This is a genomic window from Pseudomonas imperatae (assembly GCF_057128625.1).
In genome coordinates this window covers 25,217-51,405 of record NZ_JBSKHP010000020.1, presented here as the reverse complement: position 1 = coordinate 51,405, position 26,189 = coordinate 25,217, and the positions used below count along the sequence as shown (strand labels likewise).

The following is a 26,189-nucleotide window of genomic DNA, read 5'->3' as shown; positions in this document are numbered from 1 at the left end:
CCTGCCATGTCCGACGACAACATCCTCACCCCCAACGGCTGGTACCGCGGCCGCCTGCTGCACGCCGAAGGCAAGATCACCGGCGTCGACGGCGAGCCCTGCGACCCGGCCGACAACGACCGTCCCTACCTGCTGCCCGGCTTCATCGACCTGCACGTGCACGGGGGTGGCGGCAAGGACATCATGCAGGGCGGCGACGCCTTCGCCACCATTGCCCGCACCCACGTGCGCTTCGGCACCACCGCGCTGCTGGCCACCACCATGACCGCCCCGGCCGAGGAAATCGCCAGCGTGCTCAAGGGCCTCGACCACTACTGCCAGGCCCGCGAGCCCGGCAGCGCGCGGGTGCTGGGGGTGCACCTAGAAGGCCCGTACATCAACCCCGGCAAGCTGGGCGCCCAGCCCAACTTCGCCCACACCGCGCTGTTGGCCGAGGTGGACCACTACCTGAGCCTGGCGCCCATCAAGGTCATCACCATTGCCCCGGAAATTGCCGGCCACAACGTGCTGATCCGTGAACTGAGTGGCCGTGGCGTGCGCCTGCAGATCGGCCACACCCTGGGCAGCTACGAGGACGGCGTGGCCGCGCTGGAGGCCGGCGCCAGCAGCTTCACCCACCTGTACAACGCCATGAGCCCGCTGCACCACCGCGAGCCGGGCATGGTCGGCGCCGCCCTGGCCCACGCCCGCTACGCCGAGCTGATCCCCGACCTGTTGCATGTGCACCCCGGCGCCATCCGCGCGGCGCTGCGGGCCATCCCGTGCCTGTACTGCGTCACCGATTCCACCGCGGCCACCGGTATGCCCGACGGCAACTACATGCTGGGCAGCAACCACGTGACCAAGTGCCTGGGCGGCGTGCGCCTGGCCGACGGCACGCTGGCCGGCAGCACGCTGACCATGGACCTGGCGCTGCGCAACCTGGTGAAGATCGGCGTGCCCTTGGACGATGCGTCCCGGCGCCTGTCGCAATTCGCCGCCGATTACCTGGGCGTCAGCGACCGCGGCCGCCTGCAACCGGGGGCCTGGGCCGACTGCGTGCGCCTGGACCGCCACCTGATGCTGACCGACGTGATGGTCGAAGGAGAAGCCATTGACTTGCAAGATGCTTGAAGAAGCGCGCAGCGCCCACGCGGCCGTGAGCCGCCAGCTGCAGACCCTCGACCCGCTGCTGCAGGCCCTGGCCGAGCGCCTGCGCCAGCAGCCGCCGCACGTGGCCATGACCGTGGCGCGCGGCAGCTCCGACCACGCCGCCAGCTACCTGGCCTACCTGGCCATGCAGCAGTTGGGGGTGCCGGTGGCCTCCTTGCCGATGTCGGTGGTCAGCCTGCGCCATTCGCCGCTCAAGGTCGACGGCCAGGTGGTGTTCGCCCTGTCCCAGTCGGGCCAGAGCCCGGACCTGGTGGACAGCCAGCGCCTGCTGCGCGAACGCGGTGCCCTCAGCGTGGCACTGGTGAATGCCGAGGACTCGCCGCTACACGCCGCCAGCGAATACACCGTGCCGCTGTGCGCCGGCGCCGAGCTGAGCGTGGCCGCCACCAAGAGCTTCATCGCCACCCTCAGCGCTAGCGCCCGGCTGGTCGGCCACTGGGCCCAGGACCCTGAATTATTGGCGGCCGGCACCGCCCTGCCCGACGGCTTGCGTGAAGCCGCTGCGGTGGATTGGGCTGGCGCCGTGGACGCCTTCAAAGTCTGCGACCGGCTGATGGTGATCGGCCGTGGCGCCGGTTTCGCCATCGCCCAGGAGGCGGCGCTCAAGCTCAAGGAAACGGCCGGCATCCAGGCCGAGGCGTTCAGCAGCGCCGAGGTGCGCCACGGCCCCATGGCCCTGATCGACGCCGGCTACCCCTTGCTGGTGTTCGCCCCGCGCGGCGCCGAGCAGGCCGGCCTGCTGAAACTTGCCGCCGACATGCGCGAGCGCGGCGCCAAGGTGCTGCTGGCCGCCCCCGATGACATCGCCGAACGCGACCTGGACCTGTGCCGCGCCCAACACCCGGCGCTGGACCCGATCCTGGCCATCCAGAGCTTCTACGTGATGGCGGCCCACCTGGCCCTGGCCCGCGGCCTGGACCCCGACCAGCCGCGCTATTTGAGCAAAGTCACCCGTACCCACTAGTTGCCCGAACGAGTACCGCGCCCATGAATAACAATAATGAAGTGACCCTAAGCGCCCCCTTGAGTGGCCCCGTACTCGCCCTGGCCCAGGTCCCCGACCCGGTGTTCGCCAGCGGCACGATGGGCGACGGCATCGCCATCGACCCCACCGACAATTGCCTGGTGGCGCCCTGCGCCGGCGAGATCCTGCACGTGGCCCGCACCCTGCACGCCATCACCCTGCGCGCCGACAACGGCGCCGAACTGCTGCTGCACCTGGGCATCGACACCGTGCAACTGAACGGCGAAGGCTTCCACCTGCAGGTGCAGCCGGGCATGCGCGTAACCCCCGGCCAGCCCTTGCTGCGCTTCGAGATGGACCGGGTGGCGCGGCACAGCACCAGCCTGGTCAGCCTGATCATCGTCACCAATGGCACGCACTTTCGTGCCGAGCGCCTGGCCCCGGAGCGGGTGCGCGCCGGCGAACCGCTGCTGCGCCTCGTCGGCAACCAGGCCACCGGCGCAGTGACCGACGCGGCCGGTGAGAGCGTGGAAGGCAGCGCCAGCGTCGCCCACGTCGGCGGCCTGCACGCCCGCCCCGCCGCGCGCTTGCGCCAGGTGGCGCAAGGCTTCGATTGCAGCGCCCAGCTTCGCCACGAAGGACAGCTGGCCGACGTCACCAGCCTGGTGGCGGTAATGGGCCTGGGCGTGGACCAACACGCCCAGGTGCAGGTGATCTGCCGCGGCCCGCAGCGTGAAGCGGCGCTGGCCGCGCTGCTGAAGGCCTTGGGCACGGCCATCGCCGGCGACCACCCGGCCCCGGCGCCCCTGCCGTTGCCAGCTGCGACGATGCAAGCGCCCGGCATGCTCGCCGGCGTCTGTGCCGCCCCTGGCCTGGCCAGCGGCCCGCTGGTGCTGCTGGGCGGCGTGACGTTGCCAGCCGACCCGGGCGGCCATGTTGCCAGCGAACAGCAACGCCTGCTGGACGCTGCCGTGGCGGGCGTCGCGCGCGCCCTGGCGCTCGCCCAGGCCCAGGCGCAAATGCGCGAGGACGCTACCGAGCAAGCCATCTTCGCCGCCCACCTGGCGCTGCTGGAAGACTCGACCCTGGCCCAGGCGGCCCACGCGGCCATCAACACCGGCCGCGCCGCCAGCCACGCCTGGAGCGACGCCATCGACACCCAGTGCCGCGTGCTGCACGCCACCGGCAAGCCGCTGCTGGCCGAACGCGCCAACGACCTGCTCGACCTGCGCCAGCAGGTATTGCGCGAGCTGCTGGGCGACAGCGCGCGGCCGCCACTGCCCCGTGGCGCCATCGTCGCGGCCCAAGAACTGACCCCCTCCGACCTGCTGTACCTGCACGAGCAAGGCGCCGCCGGCCTGTGCATGGCCGCTGGCGGCGCCACCGCCCACGTGGCTATCCTGGCGCGCGGCAAGGGCCTGCCCTGCCTGGTGGCCATGGGCGACGCGCTGCTGGCGCAGGCCATGGGCACCCCAGTGGTGCTGGACGCCGACAACGGCCGCCTGGAACTGACGCCCAGCGCCCAGCGCCTCGACCAGGTGGCCAGCCAACTCGCCGCACGGCAGGCTCGCCAGCAGTTGCAACAGGCGCACGCCCATGAACCGGCGCGCACCCGGGATGGCAGCGTGATCGAGATCGGCGCCAACGTCGCCTCGCGCCAGGACGCCGAACAGGCCCACCAGGCCGGCGCCGACGGCGTAGGCCTGCTGCGCACCGAATTCCTCTTCGTCGACAGCCACGCAGCCCCCGACGCAACCCAGCAAGTGGCGGCCTACCGGGCCGTGCTCGACGCCATGGGCGACAAGCCGGTGGTCATCCGCACCATCGACGTGGGCGGCGACAAGCAGCTCGACTACCTGCCCCTGCCAGTGGAAGCCAACCCGGTGCTGGGCCTGCGCGGCATTCGCCTGGCCAGCGTCAACCCGCAGGTGCTCGACCAGCAACTACGCGCCCTGCTGCGCACCGGCCAGCCCGAGCGCTGCCGGATCATGCTGCCCATGGTCACCGAAGTGGATGAACTGCTGCAGGTGCGCCAGCGCCTTGCCCAACTGGCCGACGAACTGGGCGTCACGCAACTGCCGCAGCTGGGCGTGATGATCGAAGTGCCCGCCGCCGCCCTACTGGCCGCCCAGCTGGCCGAGCATGCCGACTTCCTGTCCATCGGCACCAATGACCTGTCCCAGTACACCCTGGCCATGGACCGCGACCACGCCGGCCTCGCCGCCCGCGTCGACGCCCTGCACCCGGCGGTGCTGGCGCTGGTGGCCCACACCTGCGCCGGCGCCCGCTTGCATGGCCGTTGGGTGGGCGTGTGCGGCGCCCTGGCCAGCGACCCGCTGGCCACCCCGGTGCTGCTCGGCCTGGGCGTGCAGGAACTGTCGGTGAGCCCGCCCTTGGTGGCCGAGATCAAGGCACGGGTGCGCGACCTCGACCTGGCCGCCTGCCAGGCGCAAGCCCCCCAGTTGCTGGCCCTGCCCGGCGCCGCCGCGGTACGCCAGGCCTGCCACCGGCACTGGCCCCTGAACGCCTAAGCCAATAACAACAACGGATCGGGAGACACGCCATGTACCAACACTTCATCGAAGGCCTGCAACGCCTGGGCCGCGCGCTGATGCTGCCCATCGCCATCCTGCCCATCGCGGGCCTGCTGTTGCGCCTGGGCGACACCGACCTGCTGAACATCGCCATCATCCACGACGCCGGCAACACCATCTTCGCCAACCTGGCGCTGATCTTCGCCATCGGCATCGCCGTGGGTTTCGCCCGCGACAACAACGGCACCGCCGGCGTGGCCGGGGCCATCGGCTACCTGGTGATGGTCTCGACCCTCAAGGTGCTGGACCCCAGCATCAACATGGGCATGCTTGCCGGCATCATCAGCGGCCTGCTGGCGGGCGGGCTGTACAACCGCTTCAAGGACATCCAGTTGCCCGCCTACCTGGCATTCTTCGGCGGCCGGCGCTTCGTGCCCATCGCCACCGGCTTCGCCTCGGTGGGCCTGGGCGTACTGTTCGGGCTGATCTGGCCGCCGATCCAGGACGGCATCAACAGCCTCGGGCAACTGCTGCTGGCCAGCGGCAGCCTGGGCGCGTTCATCTTCGGCGTGCTCAACCGCCTGCTGATCATCACCGGCCTGCACCACATCCTCAACAACATGGTGTGGTTCGTGTTCGGCAGCTTCACCAATCCGGCCACCGGCCAGGTGGTGAGCGGCGACCTGGCGCGCTACTTCGCCGGCGACCCCAACGGCGGCCAGTTCATGACCGGCATGTTCCCGATGATGATGTTCGGCCTGCCGGCCGCCTGCCTGGCCATGTACCGCAACGCCCAGCCCGAGCGGCGCAAGCTGATGGGCGGGATACTGCTGTCGATGGCGCTGACCTCGTTCCTGACCGGGGTCACCGAGCCCATCGAGTTCGCCTTCATCTTCCTGGCGCCGCTGCTGTATGGCCTGCATGCCCTGCTCACCGGCCTGTCCATGGCCATCACCAACCTGCTGGACATCCACCTGGGCTTCACCTTCTCCGGCGGCGCCATCGACATGGCGCTGGGCTGGGGCAAGTCCACCAACGGCTGGCTGATCTTCCCGGTGGGGCTGGTGTACGGGCTGCTGTACTACCTGGTGTTCGATTACTGCATTCGCCGCTTCAACCTCAAGACCCCGGGCCGCGAGGCCGTGGCCAGCAGCGACAGCCCGATGGTGGCCGACAGCGACCGCGCCGGCGCCTATATCCAGGCCCTGGGCGGTGCGGCCAACGTGCTCAGCGTCGGCGCCTGTACCACCCGCCTGCGCCTGCAACTGGCCGACCGCGACCAGGCCGACGACGCCCGCCTGAAGGCGCTGGGCGCCATGGGCGTGGTGCGCCCCGGCCACGGCGGCAGCCTGCAGGTGATCGTCGGGCCGCTGGCCGACAGCCTGGCGGACGAAATTCGCCTGGCGCTGCCGGCGGCGGCTAAACCCATGCAACCACTGCAACCCTGGTTGCAGGCACTGGGCGGGGCGGCCAACATCGACACCCTGGAGTGCCTGGCCGTGACCCGCCTGCGCGTGCAGCTCAATGGCGCGCCGCTGGACCTGCACGCGCTCAAGGCGCTGGGCTGCCAGGGCAGCACCGACCTGGGCGACGGCGCCTGGCACCTGCTGGTAGGCGAACAGGCACAAGGCCTGAGCCAAGCCCTGCAGCCACTGCTGGCCCGCCGCGAAGTACTGGCCTGAACCACGCCCGCAACCGCTACCGTCTTTGTGGGAGCTGGCTTGCCAGCGAGTTTTTTTGGGGGCCCCAACAGCTCGCTGGCAAGCCAGCTCCCACAAGATGAACGATGTGGAACGTTAGTGCCAGAACCGTCCTACACAAACCCTGGAAGCGTCTGAACTCATTTGAGTGGATATCCCGGTAGATTCCCTACCAACGGATAGCCACTCAAAAGAATAACAAGATGCCCAAGGTGACCGGCCTGCTGGCCTGCTGTGCCCTCTTTCTCGCCCCCCTGGCGCTGGCCGACGACACGTTGCGTTGGCTGGACCAGGAACGCCGCGACCGCGAGGCCCTGGAGCGCGACCAGCGCCTGCGCCAGCTGCAGCAGCCACGGCCCACGCCACCACCCGCCGAACCGACTGTGGCCGCCGAAGCCCGTTGCTGGCGCCTGAGCGGCCTGCGCCTGGCGGGCAACCGCCTGATCGATGATCGCACCCTGCAAGCGCTGCTCAGCCAACGCCTGCGCCCGTGCATGGGCGCCGATGCCTTGCGCCAGGTGCTTGTCGATATTACCCAGGCCTACGTGCAGCGCGGCTACATCGCCGCGCGTGCCTACCCGGCGCAGACGCCGGCGGACGGCCAGCCGCTGGACATCGTCATCGAAGAAGGCTTTGTCGAGTCCATCGAACTGGCTGACGACAGCCTGCCGGTGTCCCTGGCCAGCGCCTTCCCCGACCTGGTCGGCCGGCCGCTGCACCTGCCCACCCTGGAACAGGGCCTGGACCAGCTCAACCGCCTGCGCAGCATCGACCTGCAGGCCCAGGTGCAGCCCGGCGAACTGGACGGTGGCTCACGCATCCTGCTGACCTCACGCAGCCGCCGCTCGCCCTGGGGCCTGCGCGTGGGCTACGGCAACGGCGGCGACACCACCAACGGCCGCCACGGCCTGAGCCTGGTGGCCAGCCGCGACAACCCCTTGCAGCTCAACGACGTGCTGCAGGCCAGCCTGTTCGGCACCTTCGGCAACGCCCCCAACTACACCCGCGGCCTGGGCCTGTACTACAGCGTGCCCTACGGCGCCTGGAGCCTGGGCGCCAGCCTGGGCCACAGCGAACAACGGGCGTTCACCGGCCACGGCGTGCGCCACGACTACACCAGCGACAGCCGCGGCCTGAGCCTGGGCCGCAGCCTGTGGCGCAACCAGCACACCCTGCTCAGCGCCAGCCTGCGGCTGAACCGCAAGACCCGCGACTACCGCCTCAACCACCGGTCAATCGCCCAGCAGGACGCCAGCCTGACCAGCGCCGGCCTGGACCTCAACCTGCTGTGGCTGGGCCGCGCCACCTGGAGCGCGCAACTGGGCTACGCCCACAGCCTGCCGTGGCTGGGTGCCGACACCCGGCCATTCGAGCAATGGCGCCTGGGCGTTTTACGCAGCCAGGCCTGGCCCGGCAACCGCCACCAATGGCGCTGGGACAGCAGCCTGGAAGCCCAGTACAGCCCCACCCTGCTGCCGGCCAGCGAACAGTGGTTGCTGAGCAGCCCCGGCAGCGTGCGCGGCCTGCGCGACAGCAACATCGCCGCCAGCAGCGCGCTGGTGCTGCGCAACAGCCTGAGCCTGGCGTTGCCCCTGGCGCCAGGGCTGGTATTGACCCCGCACGTAGCCGTGGACTACGGCCGCGGCCGCGGCACCTGGCACGGCCGCGGCCGCCAGCAACCCGCTCTCGCCGGCGTCAGCACGGGCGCCAGCCTGGGCTGGCGCGGTGGCGAAGTGAAACTCGATTATCGCCACGCCGTGGTGATCAAGGATGGCCCTCCCTCAGAGCCGGGCTTCTGGAACATGGAGCTGAAACTGGACTTCTGATTCATCAATAAGAGAAATAAAAACAATGACTCAGCGACCCCCACGCTTTACCGCCAACCGCCTGCACTGGGCGATTTCCGCCGCCCTGCTGGGCACCAGCCTGCCCGCCCTGGGCGACGGCCTGGCGCCGGCGCCCGGCCCCACCGGCTACGCCGTGCTCAGCGAGCACAATGGCGTGCCCGCACTGGATATCGTGCGCCCGGACGGCCAGGGCCTGTCCGACAACCACATGCACCAGTTCAACGTCGGCCAACAGGGCCTGGTGCTGAACAACTCGCTGGTGGCTGGCCAGGCGCAACTGGGCCCGCAGCTGGACGCCAACCCGCACCTGCAGGGCCAGGCGGCCAGCACCATCCTGATGCGCGTCGTCGGCCAGGGCGATTCGCGCATCGACGGCCCGCAGGAAATCTTCGGCCAGCGCGCCGACTACCTGCTGTCCAACCCCAATGGCATCAGCCTCAACGGCGCCAGCTTCATTAACGCCAACCGCGCCACCTTCCTGGTGGGCATTCCCGAGCTTGAAGACGGGCGCATCGTGCGCCTGGACGCCAGCCATGAACGCGGCGTGCTGCAGGTGGGCGAGCGCGGCGCCAGCAACGCCGAGGGCGCCCTGGACCTGATCACCCCACGCCTGGACACCGAGGGCCGGCTGACGGCCCGCGATGATCTCAACGTGCTGATCGGCCACAACAGCGTCGCCTACGCCGACCGCAGCGTGCTCGGCACCACCCAGCCGACAGCGGGCGCGGTGGATGCGCAGTTGCTGGGCGCGATGCACGCCGGGCGCATTCGCATCATCAGCACCACCGAGGGCGCCGGCGTGCGCATGCCAAAGGCGCAACTGGTGGGCCGCGATGGCGTCGAGGTCGACAGCCGAGGGGGCCTGCACATCAGTGGCACACCGTCACGCAACGGCGTCATCACCTCTGTCGACGGTGACGTGCGCCTGCACAGTGGCGGCGATATGCAGCTCACCGCCGTGGACGTCGAGGGTAGCCGCATCACCGCCAAGGCCGGCAAGGCCCTGCGCATGGACACCCTGACCCGCGAGCAGGTCACCAAGGCCCACGACCAGTGGAGCCGCAAGGCCTGGTTCATCCCTACCGAGGAATACTCCAAGCGCACCACCGACACCACCCGCCAGCACCTGGCCACGCGTTTCGAGGCGCGCCAGGACATCCAACTGGAGTCCGGCGCCGACATGCACCTGACCGCCGCCCAGTTAAAAGCGCCTGGCGACCTGAGCGTGCACAGCGGTGGCAACCTGACCGTCGACGCGGCCCTGGACAGCACGTCCAGCTTCCAGACTGTTCGCCACCGCAAGCACTTGTGGCGCGGCGACAGCAACACCACCGACGTGCGCGAGACTGCCCGGGGCAGCAACCTGGAAGGCGGCACCGTGCAGCTCACCAGCGCCGGTGACACCCACGTGCGCGGCAGCCGCCTGCACAGCCAGGGCCCCGGCACCCTGCGCAGCGCTGGCAACGTCACCCTCGACGGCGTCAGCGTGAAGACCAGCCACGACAAGGACGACTACCGCGGCGACCTGGTAGGCGGCGCCTTCTTCAGCAAGACCGTCAACGACGAACGCCGCAGCAGCGCACCGCACCGCACCGAGGTGCGCTCGGAGAACAACCTGCAGATCATCGCCAACGCAAAAGTAGCGCTGGTTGGCCCCAAGGTCAGCGCCGCCGGCACCACGCAGATCAAGGGCGAACAGGGCGTGGAGCTGCTGCCCGCCGTGGCCGAACGCACCGACACCTCCACCACCCGCACCCAGGGCTTCACCGTCAAGGCCGGGGAAACCAAGGCCGCCGCCGACGACAAGGCCGGCAGCAAGCAGTACTTCGGCGAACTCGGGTACGCACGGTTAGACACTCGCAAGGCCAGCTCGGCCAAGACCCACGTCGCCGCCGAGGTGTCAGGCAACAACGTGGCCATCAGCGACAGCACCGCCATCAAGATGGTCGGCGCCAAGGTCGACAGCCAGCAGGGCACGCGGGTGCAGGCACCGGACATCGCCCTGCTGGCCGCCCTCGACGCGCAGCACGACAGCGAGCAGGCCACCACCAAGGACGGCGCCCTGCGCCTGACCGGTGGCATGGACCGGGTCGGCAGCGCCTTCAGCGGCGGCGTGGCAAGCCAGGAAAAAACCACCGAGGCCCAGACCCACCAGGCCACCACCGTGCGCAGCAAAGGCACCACCGAGGTGCTGGCTAAAACACTGCACACCGAGGCCGCGAGCATCATCGGCAAAGGCAAGACCCGCATCCAGGCAGAGAACGCGACCCTGGGCGATGCCCACGACCTGCACAAGGTCACGGAGTCGAGCACCAGCACCCGCGGCCACCTGGGCGCCAGCGTCGAATACACCGACCTCACCCGCCCCATCGAGAAAGTGGTCAACGGCGAAGACCAGAGCCGCTTCCAGCACCAGGCGCTGGAAGACAACCTGTTCGCCCCCAGCGTTGGCGCCGACCTGGAGGTCAACCACCAGCAGCGCAGGACCACGGCAACCAAGGAAACCGCGCGAGTCACCGAGGTCAGTGGTGCCAACGTGACAGTGAATGTCGAGCAGCAGCTGACCGACATCGGCACACGCTATGAGGCGACCGCCGGCACGCTGGCCATGAACCTGGGCAGCCACGCGCAGCGCGCCAGCCACGACCGCGAGGCCACCACCCTCGACCGCCTGGACGTGGACGTCCGCGCGCGCGTGGACACCAACACCGGCAGCGACATCAACGCCAAGGTGGTCGGCAGCGGCGGTTCGGTGAGCAGCAGCAGTGGCAACACCAAGGCCGTGCCCAGCCTGAACCAGGGCCACGCCGGGGTGCAGATCCAGCTGGGCACCGATGGCCGCTATGAAGGCTCGCGCTTCGCCAGCACCGAAGGCCCTGTTGCCATGAAGGCCGGCGGCACAGTAGCCCTTGAACAGGCCAAGGATGAACAGCAGCAGGCCAGCACCAGCATTGACGGCTCCGCCTGGGCCAAGGGCGGCACCAGCCCCACCGCCGGCAAGAGCATGGGCGGCAGCGCCATCGGCAAATACGCCACTACCAGCAGCGCCGACAGCCAAGGCCGCGCCGTCGCGTTCGACACCCAGGGTGCGGTGAGCATCCACGCCGGCAAGCAGGTGAACATGGATGGCCCACGGGTGGGCGCCATCGACCGCCCGGTCGCCAGCGTCGAGGTCATTGCCGGCGACACCGCCAGCATCGGCAGCGTCACCGATACCCACCAGGCCGACGGCCAGGTATACGGCGGCGGCCTGCAGTTGAGCCTGGCGCGCAATGCACCCCAGGGTGGTAAGGGCGGCGGCATTGGCGCCAGCCTGGAACTGGGGCAGACGGACGAGCGCAGCACCGCCGCCCAGCCGGGCGAGTGGCACGTCAAGGGTAGCGCCAGCGTCGAGGCCGGCAGCAGCGCCGACACCGCCATCAACGTCGAAGGCCTGAACGTCAACGCCCAGCGCCTGGCCCTGAAAGCCGACAAAGGCGGCATCGCCGTCGGCAGCGGGCAGACCGACGAGCAGCGCAATAACAAAAGCGTGGGGATTGGCCTGGGCGTCAATGGCGCCAACAGCACCGAGGGCAGCAAGGGTTACAACGCCGTCCACGGTCGCGCCACCCTGGGCCTGGACAAGCTGGCCAGCCAGACCCACCGCAACAGCGAGATCCGCGTCCAGCAGTTGCACATCGACAGCCGCCGCGACACCCGCCTGAGCGGCGTGCGCGTGGAGGCCGACCAGGTCAGCGGCAACATCGGCGGTGATCTCGTCGTCGCAAGCCGCCAGGATCAGGTCAACGGCCACGCGGTGACCCTGGACGCGCGCCTCAACGCCGAGAAAAACCCCCAGGGCCTGGTGAACGGTGCCACGGCCCTGGCAGGCCCGGCAGGCAGCAAGGTCAAGGAGCAAATCGGCACTGGCCTGCAGAAGGTCGACCTGGGCTTCGCCCCTACCCTGCACCTGGACGTGAACAAGACCCAGCGCGACACCGCCAGCGCAGCCAGCGTGGTGACCGGCCGCAACGGCATTGCCCTGAACGTGGACGGCGACACCCACCTCTACGGCGCGCAGCTGAAAAGCCCGCGCGGCCAGGTGGACCTGGGTGGCAGCAACGTCAACACCACCACCTTGAGCGGCAGCGACCATTCGTTCGGGTTGGAAGGCAAGCTGTCACTGGTGCCCGAGGAGATGACCCAGAACCTGATCAATGCCTTCACCGGCACGGCGGACGGCAAGGACCGCACGTCGGACCTGGGGCTGTTGCGTACCAAGGGGCATGATGTGCAGCAAACGTTGGAGGGGGGGATCAAGCACAAGGAGGGATGATGGGGGTGGAGCGCTGACGCGGCCTTTGGCCGCTGCTACGAAAAACCGTAGCAGCGGCCGCAGGCCGCGTCAGGGATGATCAGAAATCAGCCAGGCGCCACACTTCATAAGCGGGCGTCTCGTAGGGGTGGCTGGCCTTGAGGGCCGCCACCACCGGCTGGATCAGTTCATCCGCCACCACAAGCTCCACCTTCCATTCTTCCACCCGCTCGAGCAGCCCAGCCTGGCCCAGGAACGGCGTTGCGCCGTCCATGGGCCGGAACTGGCCTTGCCCCAGCACCTGCCAGGCGCAGCTGTCGTAGGCGCCGATGCGACCGCCACCGGCGGCAAACACGGCGCTTTTCACAGCGTCCACATGGCTGGGCGGCACGAAGAAGGCAAGCTTGTACACCGCCTTAGTTCACCCAGACGCGGGCGTTGCGGAACATGCGCATCCACGCCGCGTCTTCGTTCCAGTCGTCCGGGCGCCACGAGTTCTGCACGGCACGGAACACACGCTCAGGGTGCGGCATCATGATGGTGACGCGACCGTCGCGGCTGGTCAGGCCGGTGATCCCGCGCGGCGAACCGTTCGGGTTGGCCGGGTAGGCTTCGGTGACCTTGCCGTGGTTGTCGACGAAACGCAGTGCCACGCAACCCGACACGTCGGCTTCGATCAGCGCCTGCTCGTTGGCAAACTCCGCATGGCCTTCGCCGTGGGCGATGGCGATCGGCATGCGCGAACCGGCCATGCCCTGCAGGAACACCGAGTTCGACTTCTGCACTTCGACCATGGCCACGCGCGCCTCGAACTGCTCCGAGCGGTTGCGCACGAAGTGCGGCCAGAACTCGGTGCCCGGGATCAGCTCGTGCAGGTTGGACATCATCTGGCAACCGTTGCACACGCCCAGGGTGAAGGTGTCGCTGCGCTCGAAGTACTGCTGGAACGCATCGCGGGCACGGGCGTTGAACAGCGCCGACTTGGCCCAGCCTTCACCGGCACCCAGCACGTCGCCGTAGCTGAAGCCGCCGCAGGCCACCAGGCCCTTGAACTCGTTCAGGTCGACACGGCCGGCGAGGATGTCGCTCATGTGCACGTCGATGGCGTTGAAGCCGGCGCGGTCGAAGGCGGCAGCCATCTCGACCTGGCCGTTGACGCCCTGCTCACGCAGCACGGCAACCTGAGGGCGAACACCCGTCTTGATGTAAGGCGCGCTGACGTTGTCGTTGACATCGAAGCCCAGCTTGACGCTCAGGCCCGGGTTGTCTTCTTCCAGCAGGGCGTCGAACTCCTGATCGGCACACTCGGCGTTGTCGCGCAGGCGCTGGATCTGGTAGCTGGTCTCGGCCCACTGGCGTTGCAGCAGGCGACGGTCGCCTTCGAACAGCTGCTCGCCGTTCAGGCTGATGTACACGTGGCCGTTGTTGACCGGCTGGCCGATCACGGCCACGCAGTCACCCAGGCCGGCAGCGCTGAACTGGGCCAGAATGTCGGCGGTGGCGTCCTGGCGAACCTGGATGACCGCGCCCAGCTCTTCGTTGAAGAGGATGGCGTTGATCTCTTCCTTGGCGTGGGTCAGGGTGTCCAGTTGCAGGTCCAGGCCGCAGTGGCCGGCGAAGGCCATTTCCATCACGGTGGCCAGCAGGCCGCCGTCGGAACGGTCGTGGTACGCCAGCAGGTGGCCGTCGGCGTTCAGGCCCTGGATCACGGCGAAGAAGGCTTTCAGGTCTTCGGCGTCGTCGACGTCCGGCGCGGCCTTGGCCAGCTTGGCGTGGGCCTGGGCCAGGATCGAGGCGCCCATGCGGTTCTGGCCGCGGCCCAGGTCGATCAGCACCAGGTCGGTCAGGCCCTTGTCCATGCGCAGTTGCGGGGTCAGGGTCTTGCGGATGTCCACCACCGGGGCAAAGCCGGTGATGATCAGCGACATCGGCGAGGTCACGGTTTTCTCGGTGCCCTCGTCGCTCCAGCGGGTTTTCATGGACATGGAGTCCTTGCCCACCGGAATGGTGATGCCCAGCTCAGGGCACAGTTCCATGCCCACGGCCTTCACCGCGTCGTACAGGCGCGCATCTTCACCCGGGTGGCCGGCAGCGGACATCCAGTTGGCCGACAGCTTGATGTCGGACATTTTCGCGATCGACGAAGCAGCGATGTTGGTCAGGGTTTCACCCACCGCCATGCGCGCCGATGCCGGGGCATCCAGCAGCGCCAGCGGCGTGCGTTCGCCCATGGCCATGGCTTCGCCGGTGTAGACGTCGAAGCTGGTGGCGGTGACGGCAACGTCGGCCACCGGTACCTGCCACGGGCCCACCATCTGGTCACGGTTGACCAGGCCGGTGATGGTGCGGTCGCCGATGGTGATCAGGAAGCTCTTGCTGGCCACCGCCGGGTGGTGCAGCACGCGCTCGATCGAATCGGCCAGGTCCAGCTGGGCCGGGTCGAAGTCGTCGCCCAGTTCGGTTTCACGCACGGCCGAGCGGTGCATGCGCGGGGCCTTGCCCAGCAGCACTTCCAGCGGCATGTCGACGGCGTTGTTGCCGAAGTGGCTGTCGGTCACGGTCAGTTGCGGCTCGGCAGTCGCCTCGCCCACTACCGCGAACGGGCAACGCTCGCGCTCGCAGATGGCCTGGAAGCGCTCGAAGTCGGCGGCGTCGACGGCCAGCACGTAGCGCTCCTGGGATTCGTTGCTCCAGATTTCCAGCGGCGCCATGCCCGGCTCGTCGTTGGGCACGTTACGCAGCTCGAAACGGCCGCCGCGGCCACCGTCGTTCACCAGTTCCGGGAAGGCGTTGGACAGACCGCCCGCGCCCACGTCGTGGATGAAGCTGATCGGGTTCTTGTCGCCCAGCTGCCAGCAGCGGTCGATGACTTCCTGGCAGCGACGCTCCATTTCCGGGTTTTCACGCTGTACCGAGGCGAAGTCCAGGTCGGCCGAGCTGGTGCCGGTGGCCATGGAGGAAGCGGCGCCGCCGCCCAGGCCGATGAGCATGGCCGGGCCGCCGAGCACGATCAGCTTGGAGCCAACGGTGATTTCGCCTTTCTGCACGTGCTCGGCGCGGATGTTGCCCATGCCGCCGGCCAGCATGATCGGCTTGTGGTAGCCGCGCACTTCTTCACCGTGCGGGGTGTCGATGGCCTGCTCGAAGGTACGGAAGTAGCCGGTCAGGGCCGGACGACCGAATTCGTTGTTGAACGCGGCGCCGCCCAGCGGGCCGTCGATCATGATGTCCAGCGGGGTGACGATGCGCTCGGGCTTGCCGTAGGCCTTTTCCCATGGCTGTTCGAAGCCTGGGATGTTCAGGTTGGATACGGTGAAGCCGGTCAGGCCAGCCTTGGGCTTGGCGCCGCGGCCGGTGGCGCCTTCGTCACGGATCTCGCCGCCGGAACCTGTGGAAGCACCCGGGAACGGCGCGATGGCGGTCGGGTGGTTGTGGGTTTCCACCTTCATCAGGATGTGCACCGGCTCCTGCACCGCGCCGTACTGGCGGGTTTCAGGGTTCGGGAAGAAACGCCCGGCCACGCTGCCGACGATCACCGAGGCGTTGTCCTTGTAAGCGGACAGCACGCCTTCGTTGTGCATCTGGTAGGTGTTCTTGATCATGCCGAACAGGCTTTTTTCCTGGCTCTGGCCGTCAATGTCCCAACTGGCGTTGAAGATCTTGTGGCGGCAGTGCTCGGAGTTCGCCTGGGCGAACATCATCAGCTCGATGTCGTGGGGGTTGCGCCCCAGGCCTTCGAAGCTCTTGACCAGGTAGTCGATCTCGTCTTCGGCCAGGGCCAGGCCCAGCTCGACGTTGGCTTTTTCCAGCGCGGCGCGGCCGCCGCCCAGCACGTCGATGGCGGTCAGCGGTTTGGGCTCGGCATGGCTGAACAGGCCGGCGGCCTCTTCCAGCTTGCTCAGCACCACCTGGGTCATGCGGTCGTGCAGCAGGCCGGCGACGACTTGCGCCTCGGCTTCGCTGAACTCGCCGCTGACATAGAAGGCAATGCCGCGTTCCAGGCGCTGGACGTTGCCCAGGCCACAATTGTGGGCGATATCGCTGGCCTTGCTCGACCATGGCGAAATGGTGCCGAAGCGCGGCATGACCAGGAACAGGCGGCCGTTTGGCTCCTGCACTGGCACGCTCGGGCCGTACTTGAGAAGACGAGCAAGCACTTGCTGCTCATCGGCGGTCAGCTCGCCGGTTACTTCGGCGAAGTGGGCAAATTCAGCGTACAAGCCACTTACAGCGGGGACCTTCTGGCTCAGTTGCTCGAGTAATTTACCGTGGCGAAAGGCAGAAAGGGCAGGAGCGCCGCGCAGGATCAACATCTTCGGGACAGCCTCAGAAAGGGGTGTGCTTAGAGGCCGTGCATTCTAGCGTAAACCGCCGCCGCAGGCACCCAAAACGGTAATCCTGGCGCCAGCCGGGCATCTGGCGGCATATCCTGTCTCAAGAGTCAAATAAATTTCCCCGTAGCAGTTGCCGCAGGCGGCGTCCCCGGGCGCCATCGTGGTGCGGCCGGACGCAGCCTGCGGCAGCTGCTACGGGGATTGCGCAACGCCTAGCAGAACGGCGTGATGCTGTCGAGATATGGCGCCCCTCGCGCTTTGCGTATACTGCTAGGATGCATTCAAAGACTGCCTCACGCCCGCGCTTCGCCAAATGGCTGATCGCAACCGGTCTACTCCTACTGCTCAACGGCTGCGTCGACAAACCCAGCACGCTCGAGCGAGTCAAGGAGGACGGCGTATTGCGCGTGATTACCCGCAACAGCCCCGCCACCTACTTCCAGGATCGCAACGGCGAAACCGGTTTCGAGTACGAACTGGTCAAGCGTTTCGCCGATGACCTGGGGGTGGAACTGAAGATCGAGACCGCCGACAACCTCGACGACCTGTTCAACCAGGTGGGCAAGCCCAATGGCCCGGTGCTGGCCGCCGCAGGCCTGGTGGCCGACGACCAGCGCAAGACCCAGGTGCGTTTCTCCCACCCGTACCTGGAAGTGACCCCGCAGGTCATCTACCGCAATGGCCAATCGCGCCCCACCGACGCCAGCGACCTGGTGGGCAAGAAAATCATGGTGCTCAAGGGCAGCAGCCATGCCGCGCAACTGGCCGAACTTAAAAAGCGTTATCCCGGCATACAATACGAAGAATCCGACGCGGTGGAGGTCGTTGACCTACTGCGGATGGTGGACGAAGGTCAGATCGATCTGACACTAGTGGACTCCAACGAGCTGGCGATGAACCAGGTCTACTTTCCCAACGTACGCGTCGCCTTCGACCTCGGCGATGCCCAGCAGCAGCGCTGGGCCGTGGCCGCCGGCGAAGACAACAGCCTGCTCAACGAGATCAACAGCTACCTGGACAAGGTGCAGAAGAACGGCACCCTGCAGCGCCTGAAAGACCGTTACTACGGCCACGTGGACGTGCTCGGCTACGTGGGCGCCTACACCTTCGCCCAGCACCTGCAGCAGCGCCTGCCGCATTTCGAGAAACACTTCCACGCCGCCGCCAAGGACGAACAGGTGGACTGGCGCCTGCTGGCTGCCATCGGCTACCAGGAGTCCATGTGGCAGGCCGACGTGACGTCCAAGACCGGCGTGCGCGGGCTGATGATGCTGACCCAGAACACCGCCCAGGCCATGGGCGTGGCCAACCGCCTGGACCCCAAGCAGAGCATCGAGGGCGGCGCCAAGTATTTCGCCCTGGTGCGTGACCAACTCGACGACAAGATCGCCGAACCGGACCGCACCTGGTTCGCCCTGGCCGCCTACAACGTGGGCAGCGGCCACCTGGACGACGCCCGCCAACTGGCCAAGAACGAAGGCCTGGACCCCAACAAGTGGCTGGACGTGAAGAAGATGCTGCCGCGCCTGTCGCAGAAGCAGTGGTACCGCAAGACCCGCTACGGCTATGCCCGCGGCGGCGAACCGGTGCACTTCGTGGCCAACATCCGCCGCTATTACGACATCCTCACCTGGGTGACCCAGCCGCAGCTCGAAGGCGGCCAGGTGGCCGACAGCAACCTGCACACTCCGGGGGTCAACAAGGCCAAGCCGGCGCAGGAAAACCCCTCGCTCTGACCGTAGCAGCGGCCGCAGGCCGCGTCCCCCACACCGCGTTTATGCAGGCCAATCGCGGGACGCGGCCTGGCGGCCGCTGCTACGGGTGCGTTGGCGTCAGGGTTTGGCGCGGCGGGCCTTGAAGAATTCGCTCAAGATGGCCCCGCACTCCTCCGCCAGCACCCCACCCTCGATCATCACCCGGTGGTTCAAGAAGCCCTGGCTGAAGAACTGCCCCTGGCTTTGCGCCACGCCGGCCTTGGGCTCCAGCGCGCCATAGACCACGCGGCTGACCCGCGAATGCACGATCAGCCCGGCGCACATGCTGCACGGCTCCAGGGTCACGTAGAGCGTGCTGCCGGGCAGCCGGTAGTTGCTCGCCGCCTGGGCGGCGTTGCGGATGGCGACCATCTCGGCGTGGGCGCTGGGGTCGCTGCCGCTGATGGGGCAGTTGAAGCCGCGGCCGACGATTTCCCCGTTGTGCACCAGCACCGCGCCCACCGGCACCTCGCCCATGGCCGCGCCCTGGGCGGCCAGGGCCAGGGCCTCGCGCATGAAGTGCTGGTCGCGGCTGCGGTCGACGATCAGAGGCTGGCGCATCTCACGCCACCTCGATCGCGGCCATCAGGCCGGTTTCCATGTGGTCGACCACATGGCAGTGGAACATCCAGGTACCCGGGTTATCCGCTACCAGTGCCACCTGGGCGCGCTCGTGCTTGCCCAGCAGGTAGGTGTCGGTGAAGTACGGCACGATCGCGCGGCGATTGGATGCGATCACCTTGAAGGTCATGCCATGCAAATGGATGGGGTGCTGGTACTGGGTCATGTTCTTCAGTTCGAAAATATAGCTGTTGCCCCGTGTCAGCCGGGCAATGGGCCGGTCGGCGCAGGTCTTGTCGGTGATGTCCCAGGCCTGGCCGTTGAACTGCCAGAAGCTGGGCGGGCGGCCATTATCCCCTTGCACGGCCGCCGAGCCTACCCATTCCACGTTGAAAACCAGCTTTTCGGCACGGGCCAGATCGGGCTCGGCCACCGGGTTGGCCGGTAGCGGTGGCGGCCACACCCCCGGCGGCATGGCGGTGGCCACCGACCGCAGGGTGCCCAGCCGCACTGGGCCGTCACGCACCGCCACTTCTTCCCCCGCCGGTGGCATGCGCACCGCCACGCAGGCGCGCATGCCCGGCCCCAGCCAGTAATCCTCGCCGAACGCGCGAGGCTCGATGGGGTTGCCGTCCAGGGCGTACAGGCGCACCTGGTCAGTGCCACGGAAATTGAGCCGGTAGGTGGCCGTGTTGTCGACGTTCAACAGGCGCAGGCGCACGACCTGCCCTGCTGGCAGGTCAATCGTCGCCTGCGGCACGCCATTGATACTCGACAGCCGCCCCAGCGTACCCACTCGCGCCGCCTCGCGGGCCACGCTGAACGGCACGAAGGCGCCCTGCTCGTCTACGTGCCAGCTTTTCAGGCTCAAGGTAGCTTCATGCGCGAAGCCGGTGGGCTCGCGCTCCTCGACAATCAGCGGCCCCACCAGGCCGCGCCCCAGCTGCTCGGTGCTGGCCACGTGGGGGTGGTACCAGAAGGTGCCGGCATCTGGAACGCGGAAGCGGTAGTCGAAATATTCCCCCGGCAGCACCGGCAGCTGCGACACGTAGGGCACACCGTCCATTTCCAGCGGCAGGCGAATGCCGTGCCAGTGGATGGTGGTGGGTACCGGCAGGTGGTTGACGAAACGCACCCGCAGCCAGTCGCCCTGGCGTACCCGCAGCTCGGCGCCAGGGGCCGAGCCGCCAAAGGCCCAGGCTGGCGTCAAATGGCCAGGTACCAGCTGCACGTCCAGGGGCGCGGCAATCAGCTCGTAGTCATGCCCTGCCCGCCCTCCAGGGCGGCCCAGCCAATAGCGCACCGCCCCGCCGCCGCCAACCCCTACCACCGCCAGGCCAGCCAGCCCGGCGAGCATTTGTCGACGCGTGAATACCATGGGCAAGGTCACCTCAGTGCTTGAAAACCGGCACGATACACCTTGCCCGGACGCCGGTTAGGCGCTGAAACATCTTGCCAATCAATATCCTCCAGGGTTACCGCACCCACACCCCACCAGCCCAGCACACTCGCGGCTTTCCCACGCAAGGAGGCACGCCATGACCCACATCCCCACCGCCGCCGACCGCCAGGCGCTGGTCGACATTGCCAAGCGCATCGCCGACACGATGCCCGACATGCGCCAGAAGGCCCGGGACACCGCCAACCAAGTGCTGCATCGACACACTGGCAAGTATGGCGAGCCGGACCATATCTGGTGGCACCGCTGGAAAAGCGGCAACACCAGCCACCTCACGTTCACCGGCTGGGAGCACTGGGGCAAACCCGTGCAGTCCCTGACGCTGCCGCAGCTGGTGATGCACCGCTATGAAAACTGGGACCAGGACAATGCCGACCTGCTGCACCAGTGGGGCGGTTTCTACAGCCAGGGCCCCAACGAGCGTGTCTACGACGAGAAGAACGAGATCCGCCTGGAACCCCAGGATGTGCTCAATGACTTCTGGGGCCTGGACTTCGCCGGCCATTACCGCGCCGACGTCGATCGTTTCTGGGCCAGCCATGAACAGGATTTTCGAGTCATGGCCAAGGCCAACTTCCTCGCCAAGGCGCTGGAGGAGCGCGAAGCGCGACGGATCTCGGACCCGCAGTTCCAGACCCTGGTCAAGGCCGTGGCCGGCGACTTTAGCTGGCCTGTGAGCCTGGCCGCCCTGCAAACCGAGGTGCCGCCAGCGCGGGAGCTCAAGGTCTACGCCTTCGACATTGGCGGGCGCATTGCCACCGATATCCTGCGCATCGTCGACCAGGACGGCTGGCAGTACCTGTACACCCCAGGCGAGGTGAACTGCTTCCATGCCTTCGAGACCGACCAGGACCTGTACTGGTGGGTATTGTCGCAAACCAACATGGCGCAGAACCGCGCCCGCTTCATGAGCCATTGGCCGTTGTCCGACAACGACGGAGACAACGCCCTGCACCACAGCCTCGACCTGCTGTTCTATGGCTGGGGTAAGGACCACGCAAAACCCATCAACCGCTTTCGCGTTGCCCTGCAGGAAGACCCCTTTACCTTCCTCACCGACACCAGCCGCCAGCGCATGTACGACGACATGGGCATGCTGCTGCATTCCAATGGCGACCTGCGCAAGCAAATGTGGATCGGCTACCTCAAGGCGTTCGGCCAGGCCTTCGGGGGCCTGGCCGCCCTGCACTGGCCTATTGCCCTGGCCGTGGTGGGCGCGGGCATTGCCGAAATGGGCCTGCACATCGACGAGGCCGTCAACGGCCACGACACTGCGCACCGCAAGGCAGCGGTGATCGAGGCCATCACCAGTGCCGTGGACGTGCTATTCAACGCAACCTACCTGTGGTCACCCGCCGAGGAGGTGATCACCGGCGAGTTTCACCCAGCGCAAACCCACATCGGCATGCAGGACATCCACCCCCAGCTACCGGCGCCGTATGCCGCCGAGACCGCCGAGCTGCTCAAGCCGCTGGAAACCAACGAGATACTGGGCGGCGGCGTGGGCACCGAAGGCAAGCGCCGTGGCATCTACCGCCACGCCGATGGCAAGGACTACATTGAGCTGGACGGCATCGGCTACCAGGTGCGCTGGGCCAATGACCTGGACCGCTGGGCGATCGTCGATCCCGCCAACCCCTACTCGTTCTATACCAGCGTGCCGGTTCAACTGAACGCGCAGGGGGAATGGCAGGCGTTGCAGCGGCTCAACCTCAAGGGGGGTGGCAAGTTCCTTGGCAACCTGCCTTGGGGTAATCCGCTGCCCCGGCCGGTCGCGCCCATTACCCGGACCTTTCGCTACGACCTGCCCGAAGCGTTGCGCGACCTGTTACGCGAAGGCGCGGAGGGCCGGAACGACAAGATGATCGACGGCAAATATGGCGACTTCAACAATCCAGCCGCCAACCCTGCCTACATGGAATTCCGCAGCGTGCGCGGCCGCCTGAGCACTGACGCACAGGCATTCTTCCAAAATGTCACCCTACCGGCACGGCCAGCCATTCCCGAGCTCGACGCCGTAGCCACCCAGCCCGCAATTATCAAGGGTATCTACGCCAACACCGATGGCCTGGTGATCGGCGAGTCCCACAGCAGCGTAGCCAGCAAGAAATTCCTTATCGACAACCTGCCCCTGCTGGCCAAGCAGGGGGTGCGCACGCTGTACATGGAGCACCTGCTCACCGATTTCCACCAGGCGCACCTCGATACCTACGCCCGCACCGGCACCATGCCCGAACCGTTAAAACACTACCTGGTGGACATGGACAAAGGCTTCTACACCGACCCCTCCGGGCGCTACACCTTCCGGGAGCTGGTCAAGGCTGCCCAGCGCAATCACATCCGCATACAAGCCATCGACTGCATGGCCAGCTACCGCCTGGCCGGCCTGGATGATCCCACTCACACGCTGCGCCAGCAAACCATGAACTACTTCGCCCACACGGTGATGGAGGCCGATCGCAACACCCTTGGCGCAGGCAAATGGGTAGCACTGATGGGCAACACCCACGCCAGCACGTTCAAGGGGGTGCCTGGCGTTGCGCAGCTGGAAGGGGCCATCGGCCTGCGCATCGAAGACGTGCCCAGCAACGCCGCCCGCGGGATTCGCGTAGACACGGGCATGCACGCCTCCAGCTCCGGCGTTGACGGCCCGGGCGGGCTGGTCAAGGCCGACCTGTATTACCCGATGGGCACCTTGCGCCCTGGCCGCGACCTGGAGCTGGAATTGTCGGCCCCCGGCATGTTCACCATCGACACGCCACAGGTGTTCAAGGAACTGATCCACCGCAGTGGCGATGGCACGCTGGTGTATACCGAACTGCAGAAGGACGGCCAGCTGATCTACATCGAACGCCCCCGCTGGCCAACGGTGCACAACCGGCGCTTCGACAACACCCGTGAACTGATCACGGCGCTGACGATGATTGGGTTGAAGTACGTGGGGTAAGGCCTGTACTCGCTGGCCGCGATCTGGATGCGCAGCCAGCGAGAAGAACGAACGCGCCGCGTCAGAAGATCAGAAGAAAATCGCCGGGCTCACCGAGAATCGCTTGCTCAGCGCATTGATGTGATCCTTCGTGAGGTTGCGACCGCGACCATTGAGAATCTTCGACACCAGCGATTTGCTGCCGATCTCAGGCAAATCAGCCACGCCGAGGTGGTGTTGTTCCATGAGCAGCTTCAAGACGTCGACACCATTCATTTGAGCGACCTTGGCATCAAAGCTTTCAAAGGCCGGCGACTCACGCTCCCAGCGCTCGATGGAATTGGACAGAATCTCGATCAAGATCCGATTGGCATCGTAGTCATCTACCAACTGGTCCATCAGCGCCAACGCCTGGCTGTAGTCAGCGTCGTCACTTATATGGCCGATGAACGATGCACCTTCAAGCAATGCACGGGCCCGCTCCTTGATTACCGAAATATCCATTTTATTCGCGCTCCTGCCGGTAGCGATTGCACAGCTTGTCGTATTCGCCATGGGGGACGATGTGCTTTACGTACATTCGATTATCCCGAAAGGCTATGAATGCGATCATTCGAAGGGTGTTGCCGCCAATATCGATAACCCACCATTTGTCCCGGTAACGAAAATTATCCAGGGACGGGAAAGCGCATCGAAGCTGGGTGGGCGTATCGAAATCGCCAGCCGCAGCGCTTTGTAGGTTCGCGCAATGGCATCCGCCTGATTGGGGAATGCCTTGCAGGCGTCATCGAACGGCTTCTTGGAAATCACATCCATAGTCGAGCGAGTGTCCTTACTAGGATGGCGAATAGTTGACATTTTGTCAACCGCAATGGATCACCCTCTGCCTCCCTGCAAAGCGCGTCCACCCAAGGATACGTTCCCCCCCATCCTCGAACATCGCGTAATCGTCACGAAATATGGCGGACGCTCCGGGACATTCGGGCATTACCTGCTTCCGTAAAAAAACCGCCCGGGGCCAAAGCCCCGGGCGGTTTTCATTTACTGCCATCGGCCCTCAGGCCAACCGCATCATTCCCACTCGATCGTCGCAGGCGGCTTGCTCGACACGTCGTAAGTGACGCGCGAAATGCCTTCGATTTCGTTGATGATGCGGCCGCTGACGGTTTCCAGCAGCTCGTAAGGCAGGTGCGCCCAACGTGCGGTCATGAAGTCGATGGTTTCCACGGCGCGCAGCGCCACGACCCAGGCGTAACGACGGCCGTCGCCGACCACGCCTACCGATTTCACCGGCTGGAACACCACGAAGGCCTGGCTGACCTTGTGGTACCAGTCGGCCTTGCGCAGTTCTTCGATGAAGATGTGGTCGGCGCGACGCAGCAGGTCGGCGTATTCCTTCTTCACTTCACCCAGGATGCGCACGCCCAGGCCCGGGCCCGGGAACGGGTGACGGTAGACCATGTCGTACGGCAGGCCCAGCTCCAGGCCCAGACGGCGGACTTCGTCCTTGAACAGCTCACGCAGCGGCTCGACCAGCTTGAGGTTCATTTCCTCAGGCAGGCCACCCACGTTGTGGTGCGACTTGATCACGTGGGCCTTGCCGCTCTTGGCGCCAGCCGACTCGATCACGTCGGGGTAGATGGTGCCCTGGGCCAGGTACTTGATGTTTTCCAGCTTGCAGGACTCGGCATCGAACACGTCGATGAAGGTGCGGCCGATGATCTTGCGCTTCTTCTCCGGGTCGGCTTCGCCGGCCAGGTTGTTCAGGAACTGGTCTTCGGCGTTGGCGCGGATCACCTTGACACCCATGTTCTCGGCGAACATGGCCATCACCTGCTCGCCTTCGTGCAGGCGCAGCAGGCCGTTGTCGACGAACACGCAGGTCAGCTGGTCGCCGATGGCCTTGTGCAGCAGGGCCGCAACCACGGACGAGTCAACACCGCCGGACAGGCCCAGCAGGACGTTGTCGGTGCCGACCTGGGCGCGGATGTTGGCGATGGCGTCTTCGGCGATCTTCGACGGGGTCCACAGGGCTTCACATTCGCAGATGTCGAGGATGAAGCGCGACAGGATGCGACCGCCTTGCTTGGTGTGGGTCACTTCCGGGTGGAACTGCACGCCGTAGTAGCCGCGGGCGTCGTCGACCATGCCGGCGATCGGGCAGCTAGGGGTGCTGGCCAGCACGTGGAAGCCTTCCGGGATCTTGGTGACCTTGTCACCGTGGCTCATCCACACGTCCAGGCCGAACACGCCGTCGGCGTCGACGTGGTCTTCGATACCGTCGAGGATACGGCTCTTGCCGACCACGTCGACACGGGCGTAGCCGAATTCACGCAGGTCGGAACCTTCGACCTTGCCGCCCAGTTGCTCGGCCATGGTCTGCATGCCGTAGCAGATGCCGAACACCGGCACGCCCAGGTCCCACACCGCTTGCGGTGCACGCGGGCTGTTGGCTTCGTGCACGGATTCCGGGCCGCCGGCCAGGATGATGCCGCGCGGGGCGAATTCGCGAATCGCTTCGTCGTCCATGTCGAAGGGGTGCAGCTCGCAGTACACGCCGATTTCGCGCACGCGACGGGCGATCAGCTGGGTGTACTGGGAACCGAAGTCCAGAATCAGGATTCGGTGGGCGTGAATGTCGAGGGCCATGACTAGTTCTCGTCA

16 protein-coding genes are annotated in these 26,189 nt (G+C 66.7%); 8 read left to right on the top strand and 8 right to left on the bottom strand.

All coding sequences use genetic code 11. From position 1 onward, the window contains the following. The first annotated feature begins 6 nt into the window (after window positions 1-6). The 6 genes from nagA to ACWKWX_RS22835 all read left to right on the top strand — a co-directional run bounded on the left by nagA (window position 7) and on the right by ACWKWX_RS22835 (window position 12,512). On the top strand, window positions 7-1,113 hold the full coding sequence (nagA, locus tag ACWKWX_RS22860; RefSeq protein WP_483829009.1) for an N-acetylglucosamine-6-phosphate deacetylase: 1,107 nt from the start codon (window positions 7-9) through the stop codon (window positions 1,111-1,113). Then, entirely contained in the window at window positions 1,094-2,116 is a 1,023-nt protein-coding gene (locus ACWKWX_RS22855; RefSeq protein ID WP_483829008.1) for an SIS domain-containing protein, read from the top strand. The genes nagA and ACWKWX_RS22855 overlap by 20 nt, the downstream gene beginning before the upstream one ends. Before the next feature lie 23 nt (window positions 2,117-2,139). Beyond that, window positions 2,140-4,647, top strand: coding sequence for a phosphoenolpyruvate--protein phosphotransferase (gene ptsP, locus ACWKWX_RS22850; protein ID WP_483829007.1), 2,508 nt, complete (start codon window positions 2,140-2,142; stop codon window positions 4,645-4,647). A 32-nt stretch (window positions 4,648-4,679) separates the two neighbouring features. After that, on the top strand, window positions 4,680-6,332 hold the full coding sequence (nagE, locus tag ACWKWX_RS22845) for an N-acetylglucosamine-specific PTS transporter subunit IIBC (RefSeq protein ID WP_483829006.1): 1,653 nt from the start codon (window positions 4,680-4,682) through the stop codon (window positions 6,330-6,332). Between the two features lie 221 nt (window positions 6,333-6,553). After that, window positions 6,554-8,176, top strand: coding sequence for a ShlB/FhaC/HecB family hemolysin secretion/activation protein (locus ACWKWX_RS22840; RefSeq protein WP_483829005.1), 1,623 nt, complete (start codon window positions 6,554-6,556; stop codon window positions 8,174-8,176). Between the two features lie 25 nt (window positions 8,177-8,201). Further along, window positions 8,202-12,512 carry a hemagglutinin repeat-containing protein gene (locus ACWKWX_RS22835; RefSeq protein WP_483829004.1) on the top strand — a complete coding sequence of 1,437 codons (4,311 nt, stop codon included), beginning with the start codon at window positions 8,202-8,204 and terminating at the stop codon, window positions 12,510-12,512. Between the two features lie 79 nt (window positions 12,513-12,591). On the opposite strand, the gene ACWKWX_RS22830 is transcribed toward ACWKWX_RS22835, so the two are convergent. Together ACWKWX_RS22830 and purL are read right to left on the bottom strand one after the other, a co-directional pair. Beyond that, window positions 12,592-12,903 carry a YqfO family protein gene (locus ACWKWX_RS22830; protein ID WP_416422751.1) on the bottom strand — a complete coding sequence of 104 codons (312 nt, stop codon included), beginning with the start codon at window positions 12,901-12,903 and terminating at the stop codon, window positions 12,592-12,594. Between the two features lie 4 nt (window positions 12,904-12,907). Further along, entirely contained in the window at window positions 12,908-16,804 is a 3,897-nt protein-coding gene (gene purL / locus ACWKWX_RS22825; RefSeq protein WP_483829003.1) for a phosphoribosylformylglycinamidine synthase, read from the bottom strand. Between the two features lie 296 nt (window positions 16,805-17,100). Here purL and mltF point away from each other — a divergent pair, with 296 nt between their 5' ends. Continuing rightward, on the top strand, window positions 17,101-18,561 hold the full coding sequence (mltF, locus tag ACWKWX_RS22820) for a membrane-bound lytic murein transglycosylase MltF (RefSeq protein WP_483829002.1): 1,461 nt from the start codon (window positions 17,101-17,103) through the stop codon (window positions 18,559-18,561). Window positions 18,562-18,657: 96 nt separating this feature from the next. Here the strand turns inward: mltF and tadA are convergent, their stop codons facing one another. Both tadA and ACWKWX_RS22810 read right to left on the bottom strand, forming a co-directional pair. Next, window positions 18,658-19,140 (bottom strand): tRNA adenosine(34) deaminase TadA, encoded by a 483-nt coding sequence (gene tadA, locus ACWKWX_RS22815; protein ID WP_473005540.1) that lies wholly within the window; start codon window positions 19,138-19,140, stop codon window positions 18,658-18,660. 1 nt (window position 19,141) lies between these two features. Next, complete coding sequence (locus ACWKWX_RS22810) at window positions 19,142-20,518, bottom strand: multicopper oxidase family protein (RefSeq protein WP_483829001.1); 1,377 nt, start codon at window positions 20,516-20,518, stop codon at window positions 19,142-19,144. Between the two features lie 160 nt (window positions 20,519-20,678). Between ACWKWX_RS22810 and ACWKWX_RS22805 the strand changes: the two genes are divergently transcribed. Next, on the top strand, window positions 20,679-23,546 hold the full coding sequence (locus ACWKWX_RS22805) for a membrane-targeted effector domain-containing toxin (protein WP_483829000.1): 2,868 nt from the start codon (window positions 20,679-20,681) through the stop codon (window positions 23,544-23,546). 69 nt (window positions 23,547-23,615) lie between these two features. On the opposite strand, the gene ACWKWX_RS22800 is transcribed toward ACWKWX_RS22805, so the two are convergent. From ACWKWX_RS22800 to guaA, 4 genes are all read right to left on the bottom strand, one after another. Beyond that, the gene (locus tag ACWKWX_RS22800; RefSeq protein ID WP_483828999.1) at window positions 23,616-24,029 is read right to left on the bottom strand and encodes a helix-turn-helix domain-containing protein; all 414 of its coding nucleotides are present in this window, start codon (window positions 24,027-24,029) and stop codon (window positions 23,616-23,618) included. Window position 24,030: 1 nt separating this feature from the next. After that, window positions 24,031-24,201: a type II toxin-antitoxin system HigB family toxin gene (locus ACWKWX_RS22795; protein ID WP_483829026.1), complete on the bottom strand. Its 171-nt coding sequence runs from the start codon at window positions 24,199-24,201 to the stop codon at window positions 24,031-24,033. Next, window positions 24,135-24,341: a hypothetical protein gene (locus ACWKWX_RS22790; RefSeq protein WP_483828998.1), complete on the bottom strand. Its 207-nt coding sequence runs from the start codon at window positions 24,339-24,341 to the stop codon at window positions 24,135-24,137. The genes ACWKWX_RS22795 and ACWKWX_RS22790 overlap by 67 nt, the downstream gene beginning before the upstream one ends. Before the next feature lie 255 nt (window positions 24,342-24,596). Beyond that, window positions 24,597-26,174: a glutamine-hydrolyzing GMP synthase gene (gene guaA, locus ACWKWX_RS22785; RefSeq protein WP_416422743.1), complete on the bottom strand. Its 1,578-nt coding sequence runs from the start codon at window positions 26,172-26,174 to the stop codon at window positions 24,597-24,599. Between the last annotated feature and the right edge of the window lie 15 nt (window positions 26,175-26,189).

Bases quoted from the DNA above. Each gene is read 5' to 3' on its own strand.
- ACWKWX_RS22840 (WP_483829005.1), top strand. From the start codon at position 6,554: ATGCCCAAGGTGACCGGCCTGCTGGCCTGCTGTGCCCTCTTTCTCGCC.
- ptsP (WP_483829007.1), top strand. From the start codon at position 2,140: ATGAATAACAATAATGAAGTGACCCTAAGCGCCCCCTTGAGTGGCCCC.
- ACWKWX_RS22790 (WP_483828998.1), bottom strand. From the start codon at position 24,341: ATGGATGTGATTTCCAAGAAGCCGTTCGATGACGCCTGCAAGGCATTC.
- ACWKWX_RS22835 (WP_483829004.1), top strand. From the start codon at position 8,202: ATGACTCAGCGACCCCCACGCTTTACCGCCAACCGCCTGCACTGGGCG.
- nagE (WP_483829006.1), top strand. From the start codon at position 4,680: ATGTACCAACACTTCATCGAAGGCCTGCAACGCCTGGGCCGCGCGCTG.
- guaA (WP_416422743.1), bottom strand. From the start codon at position 26,174: ATGGCCCTCGACATTCACGCCCACCGAATCCTGATTCTGGACTTCGGT.
- mltF (WP_483829002.1), top strand. From the start codon at position 17,101: ATGCATTCAAAGACTGCCTCACGCCCGCGCTTCGCCAAATGGCTGATC.
- tadA (WP_473005540.1), bottom strand. From the start codon at position 19,140: ATGCGCCAGCCTCTGATCGTCGACCGCAGCCGCGACCAGCACTTCATG.
- nagA (WP_483829009.1), top strand. From the start codon at position 7: ATGTCCGACGACAACATCCTCACCCCCAACGGCTGGTACCGCGGCCGC.
- ACWKWX_RS22805 (WP_483829000.1), top strand. From the start codon at position 20,679: ATGACCCACATCCCCACCGCCGCCGACCGCCAGGCGCTGGTCGACATT.
- purL (WP_483829003.1), bottom strand. From the start codon at position 16,804: ATGTTGATCCTGCGCGGCGCTCCTGCCCTTTCTGCCTTTCGCCACGGT.
- ACWKWX_RS22800 (WP_483828999.1), bottom strand. From the start codon at position 24,029: ATGGATATTTCGGTAATCAAGGAGCGGGCCCGTGCATTGCTTGAAGGT.
- ACWKWX_RS22810 (WP_483829001.1), bottom strand. From the start codon at position 20,518: ATGGTATTCACGCGTCGACAAATGCTCGCCGGGCTGGCTGGCCTGGCG.